Annotated in this window: 14 protein-coding genes; 9 read left to right on the top strand and 5 right to left on the bottom strand. The window is 67.2% G+C overall.

The features are described 5' to 3' along the window. Position 1 precedes the first annotated feature (1 nt). Genes ptsP through dhaK form a run of 3 tightly spaced genes read left to right on the top strand, consistent with a single transcriptional unit; the run spans position 2 to position 3,041 of the window. The gene (gene ptsP / locus ACQR10_RS07465; protein WP_316215586.1) at positions 2-1,606 is read left to right on the top strand and encodes a phosphoenolpyruvate--protein phosphotransferase; all 1,605 of its coding nucleotides are present in this window, start codon (positions 2-4) and stop codon (positions 1,604-1,606) included. After that, positions 1,603-2,055, top strand: coding sequence for a hypothetical protein (locus tag ACQR10_RS07460; RefSeq protein WP_315800392.1), 453 nt, complete (start codon positions 1,603-1,605; stop codon positions 2,053-2,055). The genes ptsP and ACQR10_RS07460 overlap by 4 nt, the downstream gene beginning before the upstream one ends. After that, on the top strand, positions 2,052-3,041 hold the full coding sequence (dhaK, locus tag ACQR10_RS07455; RefSeq protein WP_316215587.1) for a dihydroxyacetone kinase subunit DhaK: 990 nt from the start codon (positions 2,052-2,054) through the stop codon (positions 3,039-3,041). The genes ACQR10_RS07460 and dhaK overlap by 4 nt, the downstream gene beginning before the upstream one ends. A gap of 12 nt (positions 3,042-3,053) precedes the next feature. Here the strand turns inward: dhaK and ACQR10_RS07450 are convergent, their stop codons facing one another. Next, complete coding sequence (locus ACQR10_RS07450; RefSeq protein WP_316183478.1) at positions 3,054-3,830, bottom strand: GntR family transcriptional regulator; 777 nt, start codon at positions 3,828-3,830, stop codon at positions 3,054-3,056. A gap of 66 nt (positions 3,831-3,896) precedes the next feature. On the opposite strand from ACQR10_RS07450, the gene ACQR10_RS07445 reads away from it, so the two are divergent. From ACQR10_RS07445 to ACQR10_RS07420, 6 genes are read left to right on the top strand one after another with little or no spacing between them, the layout of a single operon-like run. Next, the gene (locus ACQR10_RS07445; RefSeq protein WP_316215588.1) at positions 3,897-5,216 is read left to right on the top strand and encodes a M20 family metallopeptidase; all 1,320 of its coding nucleotides are present in this window, start codon (positions 3,897-3,899) and stop codon (positions 5,214-5,216) included. Then, entirely contained in the window at positions 5,216-6,766 is a 1,551-nt protein-coding gene (locus ACQR10_RS07440; protein WP_316215589.1) for an ABC transporter substrate-binding protein, read from the top strand. The genes ACQR10_RS07445 and ACQR10_RS07440 overlap by 1 nt, the downstream gene beginning before the upstream one ends. A 15-nt stretch (positions 6,767-6,781) precedes the next feature. Next, positions 6,782-7,729 (top strand): ABC transporter permease, encoded by a 948-nt coding sequence (locus tag ACQR10_RS07435; RefSeq protein WP_316215590.1) that lies wholly within the window; start codon positions 6,782-6,784, stop codon positions 7,727-7,729. Then, positions 7,722-8,552 (top strand): ABC transporter permease, encoded by an 831-nt coding sequence (locus ACQR10_RS07430; RefSeq protein WP_316215591.1) that lies wholly within the window; start codon positions 7,722-7,724, stop codon positions 8,550-8,552. Before ACQR10_RS07435 ends, ACQR10_RS07430 begins: the two co-directional genes overlap by 8 nt. Then, complete coding sequence (gene nikE, locus ACQR10_RS07425) at positions 8,549-10,123, top strand: ABC transporter ATP-binding protein (RefSeq protein WP_316215592.1); 1,575 nt, start codon at positions 8,549-8,551, stop codon at positions 10,121-10,123. The genes ACQR10_RS07430 and nikE overlap by 4 nt, the downstream gene beginning before the upstream one ends. A 17-nt stretch (positions 10,124-10,140) precedes the next feature. Further along, positions 10,141-11,355: a M20 family metallopeptidase gene (locus tag ACQR10_RS07420; protein ID WP_316183484.1), complete on the top strand. Its 1,215-nt coding sequence runs from the start codon at positions 10,141-10,143 to the stop codon at positions 11,353-11,355. 8 nt (positions 11,356-11,363) lie between these two features. Here ACQR10_RS07420 and ACQR10_RS07415 read toward each other — a convergent pair whose 3' ends face one another. From ACQR10_RS07415 to ACQR10_RS07400, 4 genes are all read right to left on the bottom strand, one after another. Then, the gene (locus tag ACQR10_RS07415) at positions 11,364-11,720 is read right to left on the bottom strand and encodes a carboxymuconolactone decarboxylase family protein (RefSeq protein WP_315712545.1); all 357 of its coding nucleotides are present in this window, start codon (positions 11,718-11,720) and stop codon (positions 11,364-11,366) included. 8 nt (positions 11,721-11,728) lie between these two features. Next, entirely contained in the window at positions 11,729-14,950 is a 3,222-nt protein-coding gene (locus tag ACQR10_RS07410) for an efflux RND transporter permease subunit (RefSeq protein ID WP_316183485.1), read from the bottom strand. After that, positions 14,947-15,936: an efflux RND transporter periplasmic adaptor subunit gene (locus ACQR10_RS07405; protein ID WP_316183486.1), complete on the bottom strand. Its 990-nt coding sequence runs from the start codon at positions 15,934-15,936 to the stop codon at positions 14,947-14,949. The genes ACQR10_RS07410 and ACQR10_RS07405 overlap by 4 nt, the downstream gene beginning before the upstream one ends. A gap of 125 nt (positions 15,937-16,061) precedes the next feature. Then, on the bottom strand, positions 16,062-16,361 hold the full coding sequence (locus ACQR10_RS07400; protein ID WP_315800450.1) for an ArsR/SmtB family transcription factor: 300 nt from the start codon (positions 16,359-16,361) through the stop codon (positions 16,062-16,064). Position 16,362: the final 1 nt, after the last annotated feature.

Below are 16,362 nucleotides of genomic sequence, written 5' to 3'. Positions count from 1 at the left end.
GATGGAGCGGCGCGTTTTCGGGCGTGGGGCATCGGACGGGTTGGCCATTGGGCCGGCCGCGATCCTGCGTGCGCTGGAGGGTGCGAGCCGGAGGAAAGGGGCGATCGCCGAGGAGCATGCAGCGCTCGCCACAGCGGTCGCGCATGCACGCGAGGCCGTGGCCGAGCTGATCGGCAGGCTCGAGGGAGACGCGGCCGAGCTAATCGGCTTTCAGCTCGCGCTGCTCGAAGACGATGCGCTGACGGAGGCGGCTTACGTTCAGATCGAGGGCGGTGTCGCTGCGGATGAGGCCTGGCGCGCGGCGATGGCGGAGGAGATCGCGGGCTACGAGTCCGCTGACGACGAGTATTTTCGTGCTCGCGCCAGCGACCTCGGCGACATCCGGGACCGCGTGCTGCGGCACTTGTTTGGCCTGCCGCAGAACGGCGAAGTGCCGAAAGGAGCGATCGTCGTCGCGCATGATCTGGCGCCATCGGCGTTTCTCGCCATCGACTGGACCGGGGGCGGCGGCGTCGCGCTCGGCGATGGCAGCCCGACCAGTCACGTCGCGATGCTGGCGCGCGGCCGCGGCGTGCCGATGGTGGTCGGGCTCGGCGGCGATTGGGAGACGCTGGCAGGGGATCTGCTGGTCGATGGCGGTCGCGGTGTCGTCATCGTCGATCCCGGCGCGCACATTGTCGCCGCCGCGCGGGCGGAGGACGAGACGGTCTCGCGCCGCAGGGCGGAGGCAAGGGCGCGGCAGCACGAACCGGCACTGACGCGCGACGGCACCCGCGTCTCCGTCCTCGTCAACATCTCCGGCCCCGCCGACATGACGCTGCTTCCGGCGGCAGCCTGCGACGGCATCGGTCTGGCACGCACCGAGTTTCTCACCGGCAACCTGCTTCACGACGAGGAGGCGCAATATCACGCCTATGCCGAGCTCGTGCGCTGGGCCGAAGGCCGGCCGGTCACGATCCGCACGCTCGATGCCGGCGGCGACAAGCCGATTCCGGGCTACACGATCGATGGCGAAAGCAACCCGTTTCTTGGTCTGCGTGGCCTCCGCCTGTCCTTGCGTCATCCCGAGATCTTCCGCGTCCAATTGCGCGCGCTGGCCCGCGCCGCTGCGCTCGGACCGCTCAAGGTGATGTTGCCGATGGTGACCAATGCAGCGGAACTGGACGTGGCCCGTGACCATCTCCGCGCCGTGCTCGCCGAATTGGCCGGCGGCAACGTTGCGTTCGCCGCGCCGGCCTTCGGAATGATGGTCGAGGTCCCGGCCGCTGCGCTGGCAGCGCACGACTTCGCTGCGGACTTCTTCTCGATTGGCACCAATGACCTGACCCAATATGCGACCGCTGCCTCGCGCGACGGCGCCGAGGTCGCCGACTATGCCGACGTGCTGCATCCCGGGGTGCTGGCGATGATCGCCCATGTCGCGCGCGCTGGTCGCGCACGGGGCGTGGACGTCTCGATCTGCGGCGACGCCGCCGGTGATGTCAGGGCGATTCCCGCCTTGCTCGAGGTCGGTATCCGCGCGCTGTCGGTGTCGCCTGGCCTGCTGCCGCTGGTGAAGGCCGCGATCCGCGAACTCGATCTCGCCAAGTCAGTAGAGGGCGCATGAGCGAGCCGGATGCATCGGGGGCCGCAAGCCCGCTTGCCGAGTACAAGGCGATCCTGCGCGCGGTCATCGACAGCCGTCCCTCCGGCACGCGGCAGCGGCTGGCGGAGGCAATCGGCAAGAACCGCAGCTTCATCTCGCAGATCGTCAATCCGGCCTATGCGACGCCGATCCCGCTGCAGCATCTCGAGACCATCTTCCACATCTGTCACTTCTCGCCACATGAGCAGCAGGCGTTTCTGACCGCCTACCGCGCCGCGCATCCGGGCCGGCTGGACGAGGCCGAGGCGCAGCGGCCGATGCGGCGGCTCGTGGTCGAGCTGCCGGACTTCGGCGATCCCGCGCTCAACGCCCATGCCGACCGCATCATCACCGGCGTCGCGCGCGGCATCACCGCGCTGATCTCTGCCAACGAAAACCAGGACGAATCCGAGCCGGGAGGGAAGCCATGAAGAAGCTGATCAACGCCGTCGACGACGTGCTGACCGAGAGCCTGCAGGGATTTGCCGCCGTGCATGGCGACATCGTCACGCTTGGTGAGGACAACAAGTTCATACGCCGCAAGAGCCTCAAGCCGGGCAAGGTCGCATTGATATCCGGCGGCGGCTCCGGCCACGAGCCGCTGCATGCCGGCTTCGTCGGGCCGGGCATGCTCGATGCCGCCTGTCCAGGCCAGGTCTTCACCTCGCCGACGCCGGACCAGATGCTCGCGGCCGCGCAGGCCGTGGACACCGGCGCGGGCGCGCTGTTCATCGTCAAGAACTACGAAGGCGACGTGATGAATTTCGCGATGGCCGCGGAGATGATGGAGGGCAAGGTCGCGACCGTGATCACCGACGACGACGTCGCGGTCGAGACCTCGACCTATTCGACCGGCCGCCGCGGCGTTGCCGGTACGCTGGTCGTGGAGAAGATGCTGGGGGCTGCGGCCGAGCAGGGCCGCCATCTCGACGCGCTCAAGGCGCTTGGCGACGACGTCAACAAGCGCACCCGCTCGATGGGCGTGGCGCTGACGTCCTGCACGGTGCCGGCCGCCGGCAGGCCGACCTTCACGCTCGGCGAGGATGAGATGGAGATGGGTGTCGGCATCCATGGCGAGCCCGGCCGCCGCCGGGTCAAGCTGGCCTCCGCGGACGCCATCGCCGAGGAGATGATGGGCGCGATCCTAACCGATCTCGCAGCGAAGCCGGGAACGCCGTGCCTGCTGCTGGTCAACGGCTTCGGGGCCACGCCGGCGATGGAGTTGTACGTGATGGCCCATGCGGCGCGGCGCATCCTGGAAGGGCGCGGGCTCGCCATCGCGCGCGGGCTGGTCGGTTCCTACGTCACGTCGCTCGACATGGCCGGCTGCTCGCTCACCGTGACCGCGCTCGATGATGCGTCGCTGGCGCTGTGGGACGCGCCGGTGCACACCGCGGCGCTGCGCTGGGGCTGCTGACGCGATGCGTGCTCAGCGGATCTCGTTCGAGTAGTAGTGCTGCGCCGTCGTGGCGCGGTGCTGGCTGAGGATCGCCAGCGCGCCGGTCTGGTCGTAGGCTTCCTCGTCGATCACGAGCACGGCGCTCGGAGAGGGTAGGCCGAGCAGCTTGCGGTCCTCCTTGGTGGCGACCTCGGCCGTCACCTTCTCGCGCACCGCGGCGATCCGGATGCCATAGGCCTCGAGCAGATGGCGGTAGATCAGGGCAGGGACCTTCTTCGGCTCGCGCGCAAATCCCGGCACGCGGCTCCCGACCATCGATATCCGCGAATGCAGCACCGGTGCGCCGGCGACGCGGCGGATGCGATGAAGATGCAGCAGCGGCTCGCCATCGGCCACCGCGAACAGCGCCGCATCGTCCCGTTCGGCGGCGCGTGTCGTCACCGACAGCACCTCGGCCTCCGAGTGCAGCAGGCTGCCGTCCGCGCCGAGCAGGCGGAAGTACTGGAAGAAGAAACTGAGCCCATGCTGCGACGCGCGGCCCGTCACCACCGTGCCGGTCTTGCGCCGGCGCATCAGCATGCCGCCCGCGGTGAGATCGGCCAGCGCGCGGCGGATGGTGCCGACGGCGACGCCATATTGATTGGCGAGCGCGACCTCGCCGGGCAGCACCGTGCCGGGCGGCATGTCGCCGATCAGGATCGCCTCGGCGATCTGGCGCTTGACATGCTCGTAGAGCGGCACCGGCAGCGCGCCGGGACCCGCGCCGACCCCGTCTGCCGCTTTGCTGGCCACAGCTGCCTTTTTCATGGAATTGACAAATGCCGCGTCGTGAATTCTATTTCTATATAGAATATAGGATTGAGCAGACCGCAAATGATTTCTGAGGGCATTCCAGCGGACCGGGGCGCGCGCAGTCTGGCCGGCGCTTTTGCCGCGATCGACGCCATGGCCGAGACGGCGGTCGAGGACCTGCGGAAGATGGTGGCGGTCGACACCAGCTTTCCGCCGGGGGCCGGCTACGATGCCTTTGCCGACGTGATGGAACAGCTTGCTTCGCCGCTGGCGCTGAATTGCGAGCGCGTGATCGTTCCGGAGGAGCTGTGGCGTGCACCGGGTTCGCACGGATCGCGCACCAATCTGGTCGCACGGCGTCGCTCCGGCAAACCGGTGCTCGGGCTCTATTTCCACGTCGATACGGTGCCGCCTGCGCCAGGCTGGGCCACCGATCCGCTGCAACTGGGCCGTGACGGTGATCGTCTGATCGGACTCGGCGCAGCCGACATGAAGGGATCGATCGCGGCGGCGCTGCTCGCGCTCCGCGGCGCGCAGCAGACCGGATTGCCGCTGGCCTATGATCCGATGTTGTTGCTGTGCACCGACGAGGAGGCAGGGCTTTATCCCGGCGTGCGTTACCTTGCCGAGCAGGGCCGTCTCGAAGGTCACATCCTCAACTTCAACGGCAGCGCCATGCCGCGGATCTGGGCCGGCTGCTTCGGCCTGTTCACGCTCACGGTGCGGGTTCACGGCAAGCCGGCGCATGCCGGCGAGCAGCGCCGCGCCGGCGCCAACGCGATCGAGGCGGCGCTGCCGATCCTCAATGCGCTCGCGGCCCTCAAACCGGTCATCGCGCAGCGGACGTCGGCATTGCCGCCACCGCCGCAGGCAGCCGGACCTCTCGCGGGGAGCCTGGACATCTCAGCCATTCATGGTGGCCAATGCGGTGGACAGATCCCTTCGCTGGTCGAGATTCTCGTATGCCGCCGCTATGCGCCCGAGGAGGACTTCGCCACCGCACGCCGCGAGATCGAGGCGGCAATCCAGCGGGCCGCCGATGTCCTCGACGTCGAGATCATCCTCACCGGCCATCTGATGCCGACATCCGATCCCGGCGGGCCGCATTGGCCGCGCTGGCAGCAGGCGCTGTCGGCCGGCTTCGGCTACGCGGCGGAAGACTTCGCGCGCTGGGGGGCGTCCGGTTGCTCCGATTTCGGCTGGGTGCAGCAGGCCACGGGCGTGCAGGAGGTGCTGCTCACGGGCCTGGGAAAGCCCGATAGCCGCATTCATGCGCTGGGCGAATCCACGACGCTCGCCGACATCGTCGCATTGGCAAAGTCGGTGCTCGCCTATCTTGCAGCCGAGTTCCGTCCCGAGCTCTCTCCCGAAGCCATCACGCCTGAAAAGGACTTCGCCTGATGCCGTCCGTGACCCGTCGCCATTTTCTTGCCGGCTCCGCGCTCGCGCTTGGTGCTCTGCCGCAAGTCTCTCTCTCCGCCGAGGCGCCGAAGCGCGGGGGCGTGTTGCGGATCTCGGTCGATCAGGGCGCGGCGGTCATTCATCCGCTGCTCGCGCGTGTCAATCCGGAATACCTCATCACCGAGCTGCTCTATTCCAACCTGACCCGGTTGAAGCCGGACATGTCGGTCGAGCCGGACCTCGCCTTGTCCTGGCAGGCCGGCGCGGGGCTCACCGAGTGGACGTTCAAGCTGCGGCCCAATCTCAGCTTCCACGACGGCTCGCCGCTGACGGCGGAGGATGTCGTTTCGACCTTCAAGGCAATCCTCGATCCGAAGACCGCGTCACCGGCGCGCACCAATGTCGGCCCGATCAAGGACGTCGTCGCCGTCGATCCGTCGACCGTTCGGTTCACACTGTCGGTTGCCTTCGCCGATTTTCCGGTCGCGCTCGCCTACAACAATGCGCGCATCGTGCCTGCGAAGGTCGTTGCCGCTGATCTCGCCAGCCTTGCCACCAAGGCGAATGGTTCGGGGCCGTTCAAGCTCGTGTCCTACGAGCCGGACCGCAAGATCGTCGTCGAGCGCAACCCGGCCTATTACGATCCCGCGCGGCCTTTACTCGATCGCGTCGAGATCCTCGTCTATCCCGACCGCACGGCCGAGGCATCGGCTCTGATTTCGGGCGACATCGATCTCATGTTGTCGACCACGCCCGGCGAATATGACCGGCTCGGCAAGGCCAGTGGCGTCAAGGCGGTGCGGATTCCCTCGGGGCAGTTTCTGAACGTCAACATGGGCTGCGACCAGAAGCCCTTCAACGACGTTCGCGTGCGCCAGGCGCTGGCGCTGACTATCGATCGCGAGGCCATGGCCGGCTTCGTGGCCGGCGGCTATGGCACGCCCGGCAACGATACGCCGCTGAGCCCCGCCTACCGCTTCTATCAGGACAGCAAACTGAAGAAGCCCGATATCGCCAAGGCCAAGCAACTGCTCGCCGATGCCGGCTATCCCTCCGGGATCGACCTGACGATGGTGGCGTCCGACAAGCCGGACACGCGCACGCAGCTCGGTGTTGCGATCCGTGAGATGGCGGCGCCCGCGGGCTTCCGTATCAACGTTCAGACGATGCCGCACGCAACTTATCTCGACCAGGTCTGGAAGAAGGGCAATTTCTACGTCGGCTTCTACAACATGCAGTCGACCGCCGACGCGATCTTCAAGCTGCTCTACACTTCGGATGCGGCCTGGAATGAGACGCGCTGGAACAATGCGCGCTTCGACGAGATCGTCAATGCGGCGCGCAGCGAGACCGACGATGCCAATCGCGCCGCGCTCTATGCGCGGGCCCAGACGATGATGAGCGAGGAGGTGCCGTCGGTGATTCCGGTCTTCTTCGACATCCTGGCGGCGCAGCGCGCCTATGTGGAAGGATACCAGCTGCATCCGCGCGGGTCGGTGTTCCGGCTAGATCTCGTCTCGCTCGGCGCAGGCGCGCCCAAGCGCAGCTGAGGCGGGATCCGAGCGGTGTCATTCGCCTGGCTGCTGCGGCGGCTGCTCCTGATGGCCTACACGGTCGTCATCGTCAGCGTGCTGGTGTTCGCCATCACGCAGGCGCTGCCGGCTGATGCCGCGCAGACGCTGCTTGGCGAGAACGCCTCGCCGGAGGCGCTGGCCGCCGTTCGCAGCCGGCTCGGGCTCGACGACCCGGTCTGGCTGCAATTCGCGCATTGGGTCGCGCACGCGGCCATCGGCAATTTCGGCGTCTCCATGCGCACCGGCCTGCCGGTCGCGCCGGAGATGCTGACGGCGCTGTCTCGCTCGCTGCTGCTGGCAGCCGGCGCACTCGTCGTCACCCTTCTGATCGCGGTCCCGCTCGGAATCTTCGCGGCGCTCCGCAGGGGGCGGCCGGCGGATACGGCCGCCAGCGTGGTCGCCTATCTCGGGGTCTCCCTGCCGGAGTTCGTCACCGCAACCGTGCTCGCGCTGCTGCTGACCGACATCCTGCCATGGCTGCCGGCGACCGGCTACGTGTCGCCGCTGGAGGATACCGGGCTGGCGCTCCGCCACCTGATCCTTCCGGTCCTGACGGTGTCGGTCATTCTCGTCGCGCATGTGATGCGCATGATGCGGTCGGAGACGCTGGACGTGCTGCAGTCCGACTACGTCCGCGCGGCGCGGCTGAAGGGCCTGCCCGAGCGGACGGTGCTGGTGCGGCACGTGATGCGCAACGCGCTGCTGCCGGTCATCACCATCGTCGCGCTCGACGTCGGCTATCTCTTGGGCGGCATCATCGTCATCGAGGAGATCTTCGCCATTCCCGGCATCGGCCGCGCATTGATGATCGCCATCACCACCCGCGATCTGCCGTCTATCCAGGCCGGCGCGATGATCATGGCGGTCACCTATGCCATCACCAACACGCTGGCGGACGTCGTCTACGCGCTGCTCGACAGGCGGATCAGCTATGACTGAACTGCTCGGCCGCATGATCCGGAAGCCGCAGGGCGCGATCAGCGTGACGCTGCTCGTTGCGCTCGCGATCGTCTGCATCCTCGGCCCGTGGCTCGCGCCCTATGGGGCGGAGAAGATGGATTTTCTCGGCCGCTTCCGCGCCCCCGGATGGCAAAACTGGCTGGGGGCCGACCAGTTCGGCCGCGACGTGCTGAGCCGCCTGCTGTCCGGCGCGCGCGCCACCGTTCCGATGGCGCTGGCGGCGACGCTCGCCGGCAGCGCGATGGGCGCCGTGATCGGTGTCGCATCGGCCTATCTCGGCGGCAAGGCCGACGAATTCATCATGCGCACCAACGATGCGGTGATGGCCATTCCGGGTCTTCTGATGGCGCTGCTGCTGGTCAGCACGCTCGGCAATGGCGCTGCCAACGCGGTGATCGCGATTGCCTTTGCGTTTGCGCCGGGCATGGCGCGGGTCACGCGCTCCGTGGCGCTTGCAGTACGCAATCAGGACTACGTCAAGGCTGCCATCGCGCGCGGCGAGGCGGCCTCGCAGATCATTTTCCGCGAGATGCTTCCGAACGTGATGGGCCCGATCATCATCGAGGCCACCATCCGCGTGTCATTCGCGGTGATGCTGTTCGCGACGCTCAGCTTCCTTGGCCTGGGTGCGCAGCCGCCGGCGTCGGAATGGGGGCTCATGGTCGCCGATGCGCGCCAATACATGCACCGGGCGCCATGGCTCCTGATCGCGCCCTCGGCCGCGATCGCGCTGTCGGCGATCGCCTTCAATCTCGTCGGCGATGCCCTGCGCGACGCGCTGAATCCGCGGGACGATCGATGAGGCCGGCGCTCGCCATCACCGACTACGGGCTGGACTATGTCACCTCGGCGGGCGCCGTCGAGGTGCTGCGCGACGTGTCACTCGAGATCGCGCCCGGCGAGGTGCTCGGCCTCGTCGGCGAATCCGGCTCCGGCAAGAGCTCGCTGGCCTGGGCGTTGATGCGGCATCTGCCGGCCAATGCCCTGGAAGTCTCGGGTTCGCTGCGTCTGGGCGACCTCGACCTGCGGTCCCTCAGCCCGAAGCGACTGACCGCGGTCCGTGGCCGCCGCATCGGCATGGTGTTCCAAGACCCGTCGACAGCGCTCAATCCGACCTTGACCATCGGCCGTCAGATCACCGAGGCGCTGATGCGTCATCGCGATTTGAATGCGCGGGCCGCCAGGGATCTCGCGATCGATCTGCTCGGCCATGTCGAGCTCCGCAATCCCGCGGCGGTGCTGCGGCGCTATCCGCACGAGATCTCGGGCGGAGAGAAGCAGCGTGTGATCATCGCGACGGCCTTCGGCTGCCGGCCCGATGTCATTCTGTTCGATGAGCCCACGACGGCGCTCGACGTCATCACCGGCGCCCGCATCATCGAGCTGTTTGCGCGGTTGCGGGCGGAGACCGGTGTCGCTGCGCTCTACATCTCGCACGATCTCGCGATGATGACCCGCGTCGCCGATCGCGTCGCAGTCATCCAACACGGCCGCATCGTCGAGCAGGCGCCCGCGTCCGATATCTTCCGCACGCCGCGGCACGACTACACCAAGGCGCTCATCGCCGCGGTGCCGCGTCCGGAACGGCGGCTCGTGAACGATCAGCCGGGCGCGGCCCTGGTGCTCGACGCACGCGGCATTGAGGTTCACTACGGCCGAGGCGGGCTGTTCCGTGCGGCGCCGCCGCCGGCGACCAAGGCCGTCGACGTCCACGTCCGCGCCGGCGAAATCGTCGGCCTCGTCGGTGAATCCGGTTCGGGAAAGTCGTCAGTCGCTCGCGCCCTCACCGGGCTCGCCCGCTTCGACGGCACGATCAGCTTCGACGGCCGGACGCTGCGCGGGGCTGGCGACATGAACCGGGCCTATCGTCGCGATGTTCAGATCGTGTTCCAGCACCCGGATTCCTCGCTCAATCCGCGCCATCGGATCGGTGAGATCCTGTCGCGTCCCCTGAAACTCTATGGCGGCGACGTCGCCGCCGTGCCGCGGCTCCTGGAGCAGGTGCGACTACCGGCCTCCTATGCGATGCGCTGGCCGCACCAGCTCTCCGGTGGCGAGAAGCAGCGCGTCGCGATCGCGCGCGCGTTTGCGGCACGGCCGCGGCTCGTGATCTGCGACGAGATCACGGCGCCGCTCGACGTCTCCGTCCAGGCCCGGATCATCGAGCTGCTGCTGGCGTTGCGCGCCGAGACCGGCGCGGCCTATCTGTTCATTACCCACGACCTCAATCTGATCCGGCAGATCGCGCACCGCATCGTCGTGATGCGTCATGGCCAGCTCGTCGACAGCCGCGCCGTTGATGCCTTCGGCGCCGAAGACGTTCACCCTTACACCCGCGAGCTGATGGCGGCCTCGCCAGCGCCGGTTGGCTGACCGCAAGGATTGACCCGATGGACCGCAACGACCTGCTCGCCCGCATCGACATTCCAGCCTCGCTCGCGCTGCTGTCGCGCATGGTACAGCACAAGAGCTATTCGAAGACCGAGGGCGAGAAGCAGCTCGCGGCCTTCATGGCCGAACAGATGAGCGCGATCGGCCTGGATGCCGGCCTCGCTCCGTTCGGGGCCGAGGGCCGGGTCAACGCGGTCGGCCGCTGGCACGGCACCGGCGGCGGCAAGAGCCTGCTCTTCAACGGCCATGTCGATACAAATCCGGTGACCGAGGGCTGGACCGTCGATCCCTGGGCGGGGAAGGTCGACGACGACTTCATCTACGGCATCGGCGTGTCAAATATGAAGGCCGGCGACGCCGCCTATTTCTGCGCGGTCAAGACGCTGATCGAGGCCGGCGTGAAGCTGCGGGGCGATGTCATCCTGACCTATGTGGTCGGCGAGCTGCAGGGTGGAGTCGGCACCTATTCGCTGCTAGAGCAGGGGCTGCGCGCCGACTATTTCATCAATTCGGAGCCGACCGACCTCAAGGCGATGACGATGCATGCCGCGGCCTTCATGTTCATCATCGAGCTCGTCGGCAACACGCGGCATCTGTCGAAGCGCGAGGAGGCGGTGGACGCTATCACCGCCGCCTGCGATCTCATTCCGCGTCTCAACGCGATGCGGTTCTCCGGCGCGCGTTCGCCGGCACATGAGGCCATCAACCGCGTCCATGTCGGCGTCGTGCACGGCGCGCTCGGTCGTGAGTTGCACGAATGGCGCACGCCGCAGGTCGCGGATTTCGTCCGCATCAAGGGCTCCGGCCGTTACGCTCCAGGGCAGACCGAGCAGGGCGCGCTCGCGGACATGCGGCGCGAGCTCGATGCGCTGGAGGGGCGTTTTCCCGGCCTGAAGGCCCATCTGATGTCGGAGGACCGCGCCGGCGTGCCGACCATGCCGCCGTTCGAGGTCGCGCCGGACAGCCCGATCGTCCGTGCCGTCAACAATGCCTATCGCGTCGTGCGTGGCGCCTCCCAGCCGACCGGCCCGGTGGCGCCGAGCTGCTTCTACGGCACCGATGCCGGCCATCTCTATACGTATGGCGGCATGGAGGGCATCGTCTGCGGGCCGGGCGGCCGCTACAACACGATGCCGGACGAGCGCGTCGACATTCCCGACTATCTCGACATGATCCGCATCTACATGCTGGCCATTCTCGATATCTGCGACTGAACCTGCGCTCAGGCGGCGGCTGCCTGTTGCTGGAATTGCTCGAACGCCGCAATCGCATCGGCGGCATACATCAACGACGGTCCGCCGCCCATGTAGATCGCCATGCCGAGCGTCTCCTCGACCTCCTGCCGGCTTGCACCGAGACGGACGAGCGCCTCCGCGTGGAAGCCGATGCAGCCGTCGCACCGGACGGCGACCCCGATCGCCAGCGCGATCAGCTCTTTGGTCTTCTTGTCGAGCGCGCCATCAGCGGCGGCGGCCCTCGCCAATGCAGAGAAGCCCTGCATCACGTCCGGAATGTCCTTGCGCAGCGTCTTCAGGTTACCCGAGATGTCCTTGCAGATCTCGCTGTACAGTTTGGTCATGATAGCTCCTACGACATCTTCGTGGTGGGTTTGCCGGGCTCGCGCAGCGCGATGTAGATCGCGGGGATCACGAGCACGGTGAGCAGGGTGGAGGAGGCCAGACCGAACAGCAGCGAGATCGCCAGACCCTGGAAGATCGGATCGAGCAGGATCGTCGCAGCACCGATCATCGCCGCCAGCGCCGTCAGCAGGATCGGCTTGAAGCGCACGGCGCCGGCCTCCAACACGACGTCGCGCAGGGTCTTGCCCTCGCCGCCGCTGTGGCGGATGAAGTCGACCAGCAGGATCGAGTTGCGGACGATGATGCCGGCCAGCGCAATGAAGCCGATCATCGACGTCGCGGTGAACGGCGCGCCCAGCAACCAGTGGCCGAGCAGGATGCCGATCAGTGTCAGCGGGATCGGCGTCAGGATCACCAGCGGGAGCCGGAAGCTCTTGAACTGCGCCACGACCAGAACGTAGATGCCGAGGATGGCCGCGCCGAATGCGGCGCCCATGTCGCGGAAGGTCACGTAGGTGATCTCCCATTCGCCATCCCACAGCAGCGTCGGACGGGACTCGTCCGCCGGCTGGCCGTGGAAGCCGATCACCGGCTTCGGCAGCTTGCCCCAGTCATGGGCGTCGATCCGGTCGGCGACCGCGAGCATTCCGTAGAGCGGCGCCTCGAAGCGGCCGGCGAGTTCTGCCATCACCATGTCGGCAAAGCGGCCGTCGCGGCGGAAGATCATCGGCGACCCCTCTTCCATGGTGGCCTTCACCACCTGGCCGAGTTCGACGACAGTCTTGCTGCCGGGCAACGTGTTGGCGGGCACCGGCGTCGATGCCAGGGCCTGACTCCAGCTCTTGTCGTGCTTCGGCAGACGCACGGCGATCTCGATCGGATTGCGGTCTTCGCCGCGATGCGAGTAGCCGACCGAGACGCCGCCGAACAGCGTCTGGATCGTGTCGTAGACGTCTCGCTGCTCGACACCGAAGAACTCGAGACTGTCCTGGTCGATCGACAGCCGCAGCCGCGGCCGGCGCTGGCCGATGGAATCGTCGATATCGACGATGAAGGGAACGTCGGCGAAGACCTTCTTGAGTTCGGTGGTGACGGCGCGCCGGGTCGCCGCGTCCGGACCGTAGATCTCGGCGAGCAGGGTCGCGAGCACCGGCGGCCCGGGCGGCACTTCGACCACCTTGATGCTGGTGCCGGCAGGCACAGGGATGCTCTTCAGCCGCTGCCGCAACTCGAGCGCGATGTCGTGGCTCGCGCGCTTGCGGTCGCCGCGCGCGGCGAGATTGACCTGTAGCTCGCCGAGCTCGGGCCGCTCCCGCAGATAGTAGTGCCTCACGAGACCGTTGAAGTTGAACGGCGCCGCGGTGCCGGCATAGCTCTGCACGGTCGTGATCTCCGGCAGCCCATGCGCGATGTCGGCGGCCGCGAACAGCGTGCGCTCGGTATCCTCCAGGCTCGCGCCTTCGGGCAGATCGACCATCACCGCGATCTCCGACTTGTTGTCGAACGGCAGCAGCTTGACGGTGACGGACTTGGTCGCGAACAGGGTCATCGACAGCAGGGTGGCGATGCCGACGCCGAGCAGGAAGATCCAGGCGGAGCGCTTGCTGGCGACGATCGGGCGCGCGACGCTGCGATAGATGCGTCCGAGACGGCCTTCGCCATGCGCGTCATGAGAGTCCGCAGAGGCGCTGGTCGACCTCGGCGCCAGCCGCAGCATCAGCCACGGCGCCACCACCATGGCGACGAAGAACGAGAACAGCATCGCCGCCGAGGCGTTGGCCGGGATCGGCGCCATGTAGGGACCCATCAGTCCCGACACGAACAGCATCGGCAGCAGGGCGGCGACCACGGTCAGGGTCGCGACAACGGTCGGATTGCCGACTTCGGCGACGGCCTCGATGGTGGCCTGCAGGCGCGGCCGGCCGTCATGCATGCCCCAATGGCGCGCGATGTTCTCGACCACGACGATGGCGTCGTCGACTAGGATGCCGATCGAGAAGATCAGCGCAAACAGGCTGACCCGGTTGATCGTGTAGCCCATCAGATTGGCGGCGAACATCGTCAGCAGGATCGTGGTCGGAATCACCACGAAAGTGACGAGGGCCTCGCGCCAGCCGATGGCGACCGCAATCAGCACGACGATCGAGATCGTGGCGAGGCCAAGATGGAACAGCAGCTCGTTGGCCTTCTCATTGGCGGTCTCGCCGTAGTCGCGCGTCACCGTGACGGCGACGTCGCTCGGAATGAGACTGGCCTTCAGCCCTTCGAGGCGCTGCGCGATGTCGTGCGACACCACCACGGCATTGGCGCCGGCGCGCTTGGCGAGCGCAAGACTTACCGCCGGCACCCGGTGCCAGTCGCCCTTGTCGTTGCGGGCGTCGTCCCAGACGCGGTGCTCGGCGAGATTGGGGCCGATGACCACGGTTGCGACGTCGCGCACATAGACGGGACGACCATCGCGCGTCGAGATCAGGAGCAGGCCGATATCCGGGATGCCCGTGAGCGTCTGGCCCGCGGCGACATTGCGCACGATGCCGCCGTCGCGAACGTCTCCGGCCAGGAACGAGCGGTTCGCGTCCTTCACCTTGGCGACGAGCTGCTGCAGGGTCACGCCGAACAGCGACAGCTTTTCCGGATCGGGCTCGACCCGGATCTGCTGGGCGCCGCCGCCGGAGATATAGGTCAGGCCGATATTGTCGACCTTGGTCAGCTCCGCCCGCAGCTTGTCGGCGAGCTCGTAGAGGTCCTTGTCGGACCAGCGCCCGGCGGCCTCCGGCTTCGGCGACAGCGTCAGCACGGTGACGGCGACGTCGTTGATGCCGCGGCCGACGATCAGCGGCTCGGGAATGCCGACGGGGATGCGGTCGAGGTTGGCGCGCAGCTTCTCGTGGACGCGCAGGATCGCGTCCTCGAACTTGGTCCCCACCAGGAACCGCGCGGTGACCATGACACGGTCGTCCTCGGTCTGGCTGTAGACGTGTTCGACGCCGTCGATCGCCTTGACGATGGTCTCCAGCGGCTTGGTCACGAGCTCGACGCCGTCGGGCGCACGCAGGCCGTCGGCGTTGACACGGATGTCGACCATCGGCACGCTGATCTGCGGCTCTTCCTCGCGCGGAATCACGACGACGGCGATGAGGCCGACCACGAGCGCCGCGAGCAGAAACAGCGGCGTCAGCGGCGAGGCGATGGTCGCCTGGGTAAGCTTGCCTGAGAGTCCGAGTTTCACGGCTGCACCAACTGGTCGCCGGCGCGCAGGCCGGACAGGATTTCAAGTCCATCGGGGAGATCGGCGCTCGGCAGAGCGCGTCCGCGCTGCACCGGAACGCTCACCTTCTGCGTCCCTTGCTGTAACTGGACATAGTCGATGCCGAACCGTGTCGTAACGTAGCGGGACGGAATCACGAAGGCGTCGCGCTGGCCGCCGGAGATCCAGACCCGCAGCCGGTCGCCGACGAAATACTGGCCGAGACCCGAGACGATCGCGTCCGCCACGACCCGGCCTTCCTCTATCTGCGGATAGACGAGGTCGATCACGCCCCATTTGTCGGAGCTGTCGCCGAACTCGGCGCCGTCGACCCGGACCTTGTCGCCGGCCTTGAGAAAGAGAGCGTGGCGCTCGGGCACGCGCAGTCGCAGCTTGAAGTTCTGCTGCGCCACCGTGACCACTGGATCGCCGGGCAGCACCACCGATCCGACGGCAACCAGCTTCTTCAAAACGCGGCCGTCATCGGGCGCCAGCACCTGGCCTTCGCTCATCTGCTGATTGACCACCGCGCGCTCGGCGGTCTTGGCCCGCAGCGAATTCTCGGCGACGTTCAGCGCGGTGCGCGTCTCGTCGAGCTTGACCCGGGGCAGGGTGCCGCGCTCGACGAGCCCCTCGGTGCGGGTGAAGTCGATCTGCGCCTGATTGGCCTGGGCCTGCAGCGCTTCGATCTGGGCGTCGAGCGATTTGATCTGCAGGGCCAGTTTGTCGTCGCCGATCAAGGCGATCGGCTGGCCGCGCTTGACCGGGTCGCCTTCGCGCACCGAAAGCTGCACGATGGTGCCGCCGATGCGGCCGCGGGCAGGGACCACGCTGATGCTCTCCACCGTCGCGAACACCGCCTTCTCGTCGGCGACCTGCCGCGGCGCCACCGTCAGCGTCTCCGCAAGGGCCGGCGCTGCCTGCCACGCCATCGCGGCGATCAAGCTCAGGACCGATAATCTGCGCATCAGCCTATTCCTGTCTGGTTTGATTCGAATTGTGAGATTGGGCGAGCCGTCCGCGGTCGGCTGCAGACATCTCACCTGGATGGGGGTTCCCGTTTGATATCGGTCAAGATGCCGGTCCGGCATCCTCATAGTCTCGGTCGCGGTCTCGGCCCGCAGTACACCTGATAGAGCGTCTTGAGGACCTCGCGGGCCGGATCGCTTGTGATCGAATAGTAGATCGTCTGCCCCTCGCGCCTGGCGGTGACCAGGCCGTCCTTGCGCAGGAGCGCCAGGTGCTGCGACACGGTCGAATCGCGCAGGCCGAGAAACTCGGCCAGTTCTCCAACCGACCGCTCGTCGTCGACCAGCTGGCAGATGATCAGGAGGCGATGGCGGTTCGACAGCGCCTTCAGGAGGTCGCTGGCCTGGTCCGCCGCCGCTTCCATG

The organism is Bradyrhizobium sp. HKCCYLRH2060, assembly GCF_051168135.1.
Lineage (GTDB): Bacteria > Pseudomonadota > Alphaproteobacteria > Rhizobiales > Xanthobacteraceae > Bradyrhizobium.
This window is presented reverse-complemented; position numbering and strand designations above follow the sequence as displayed.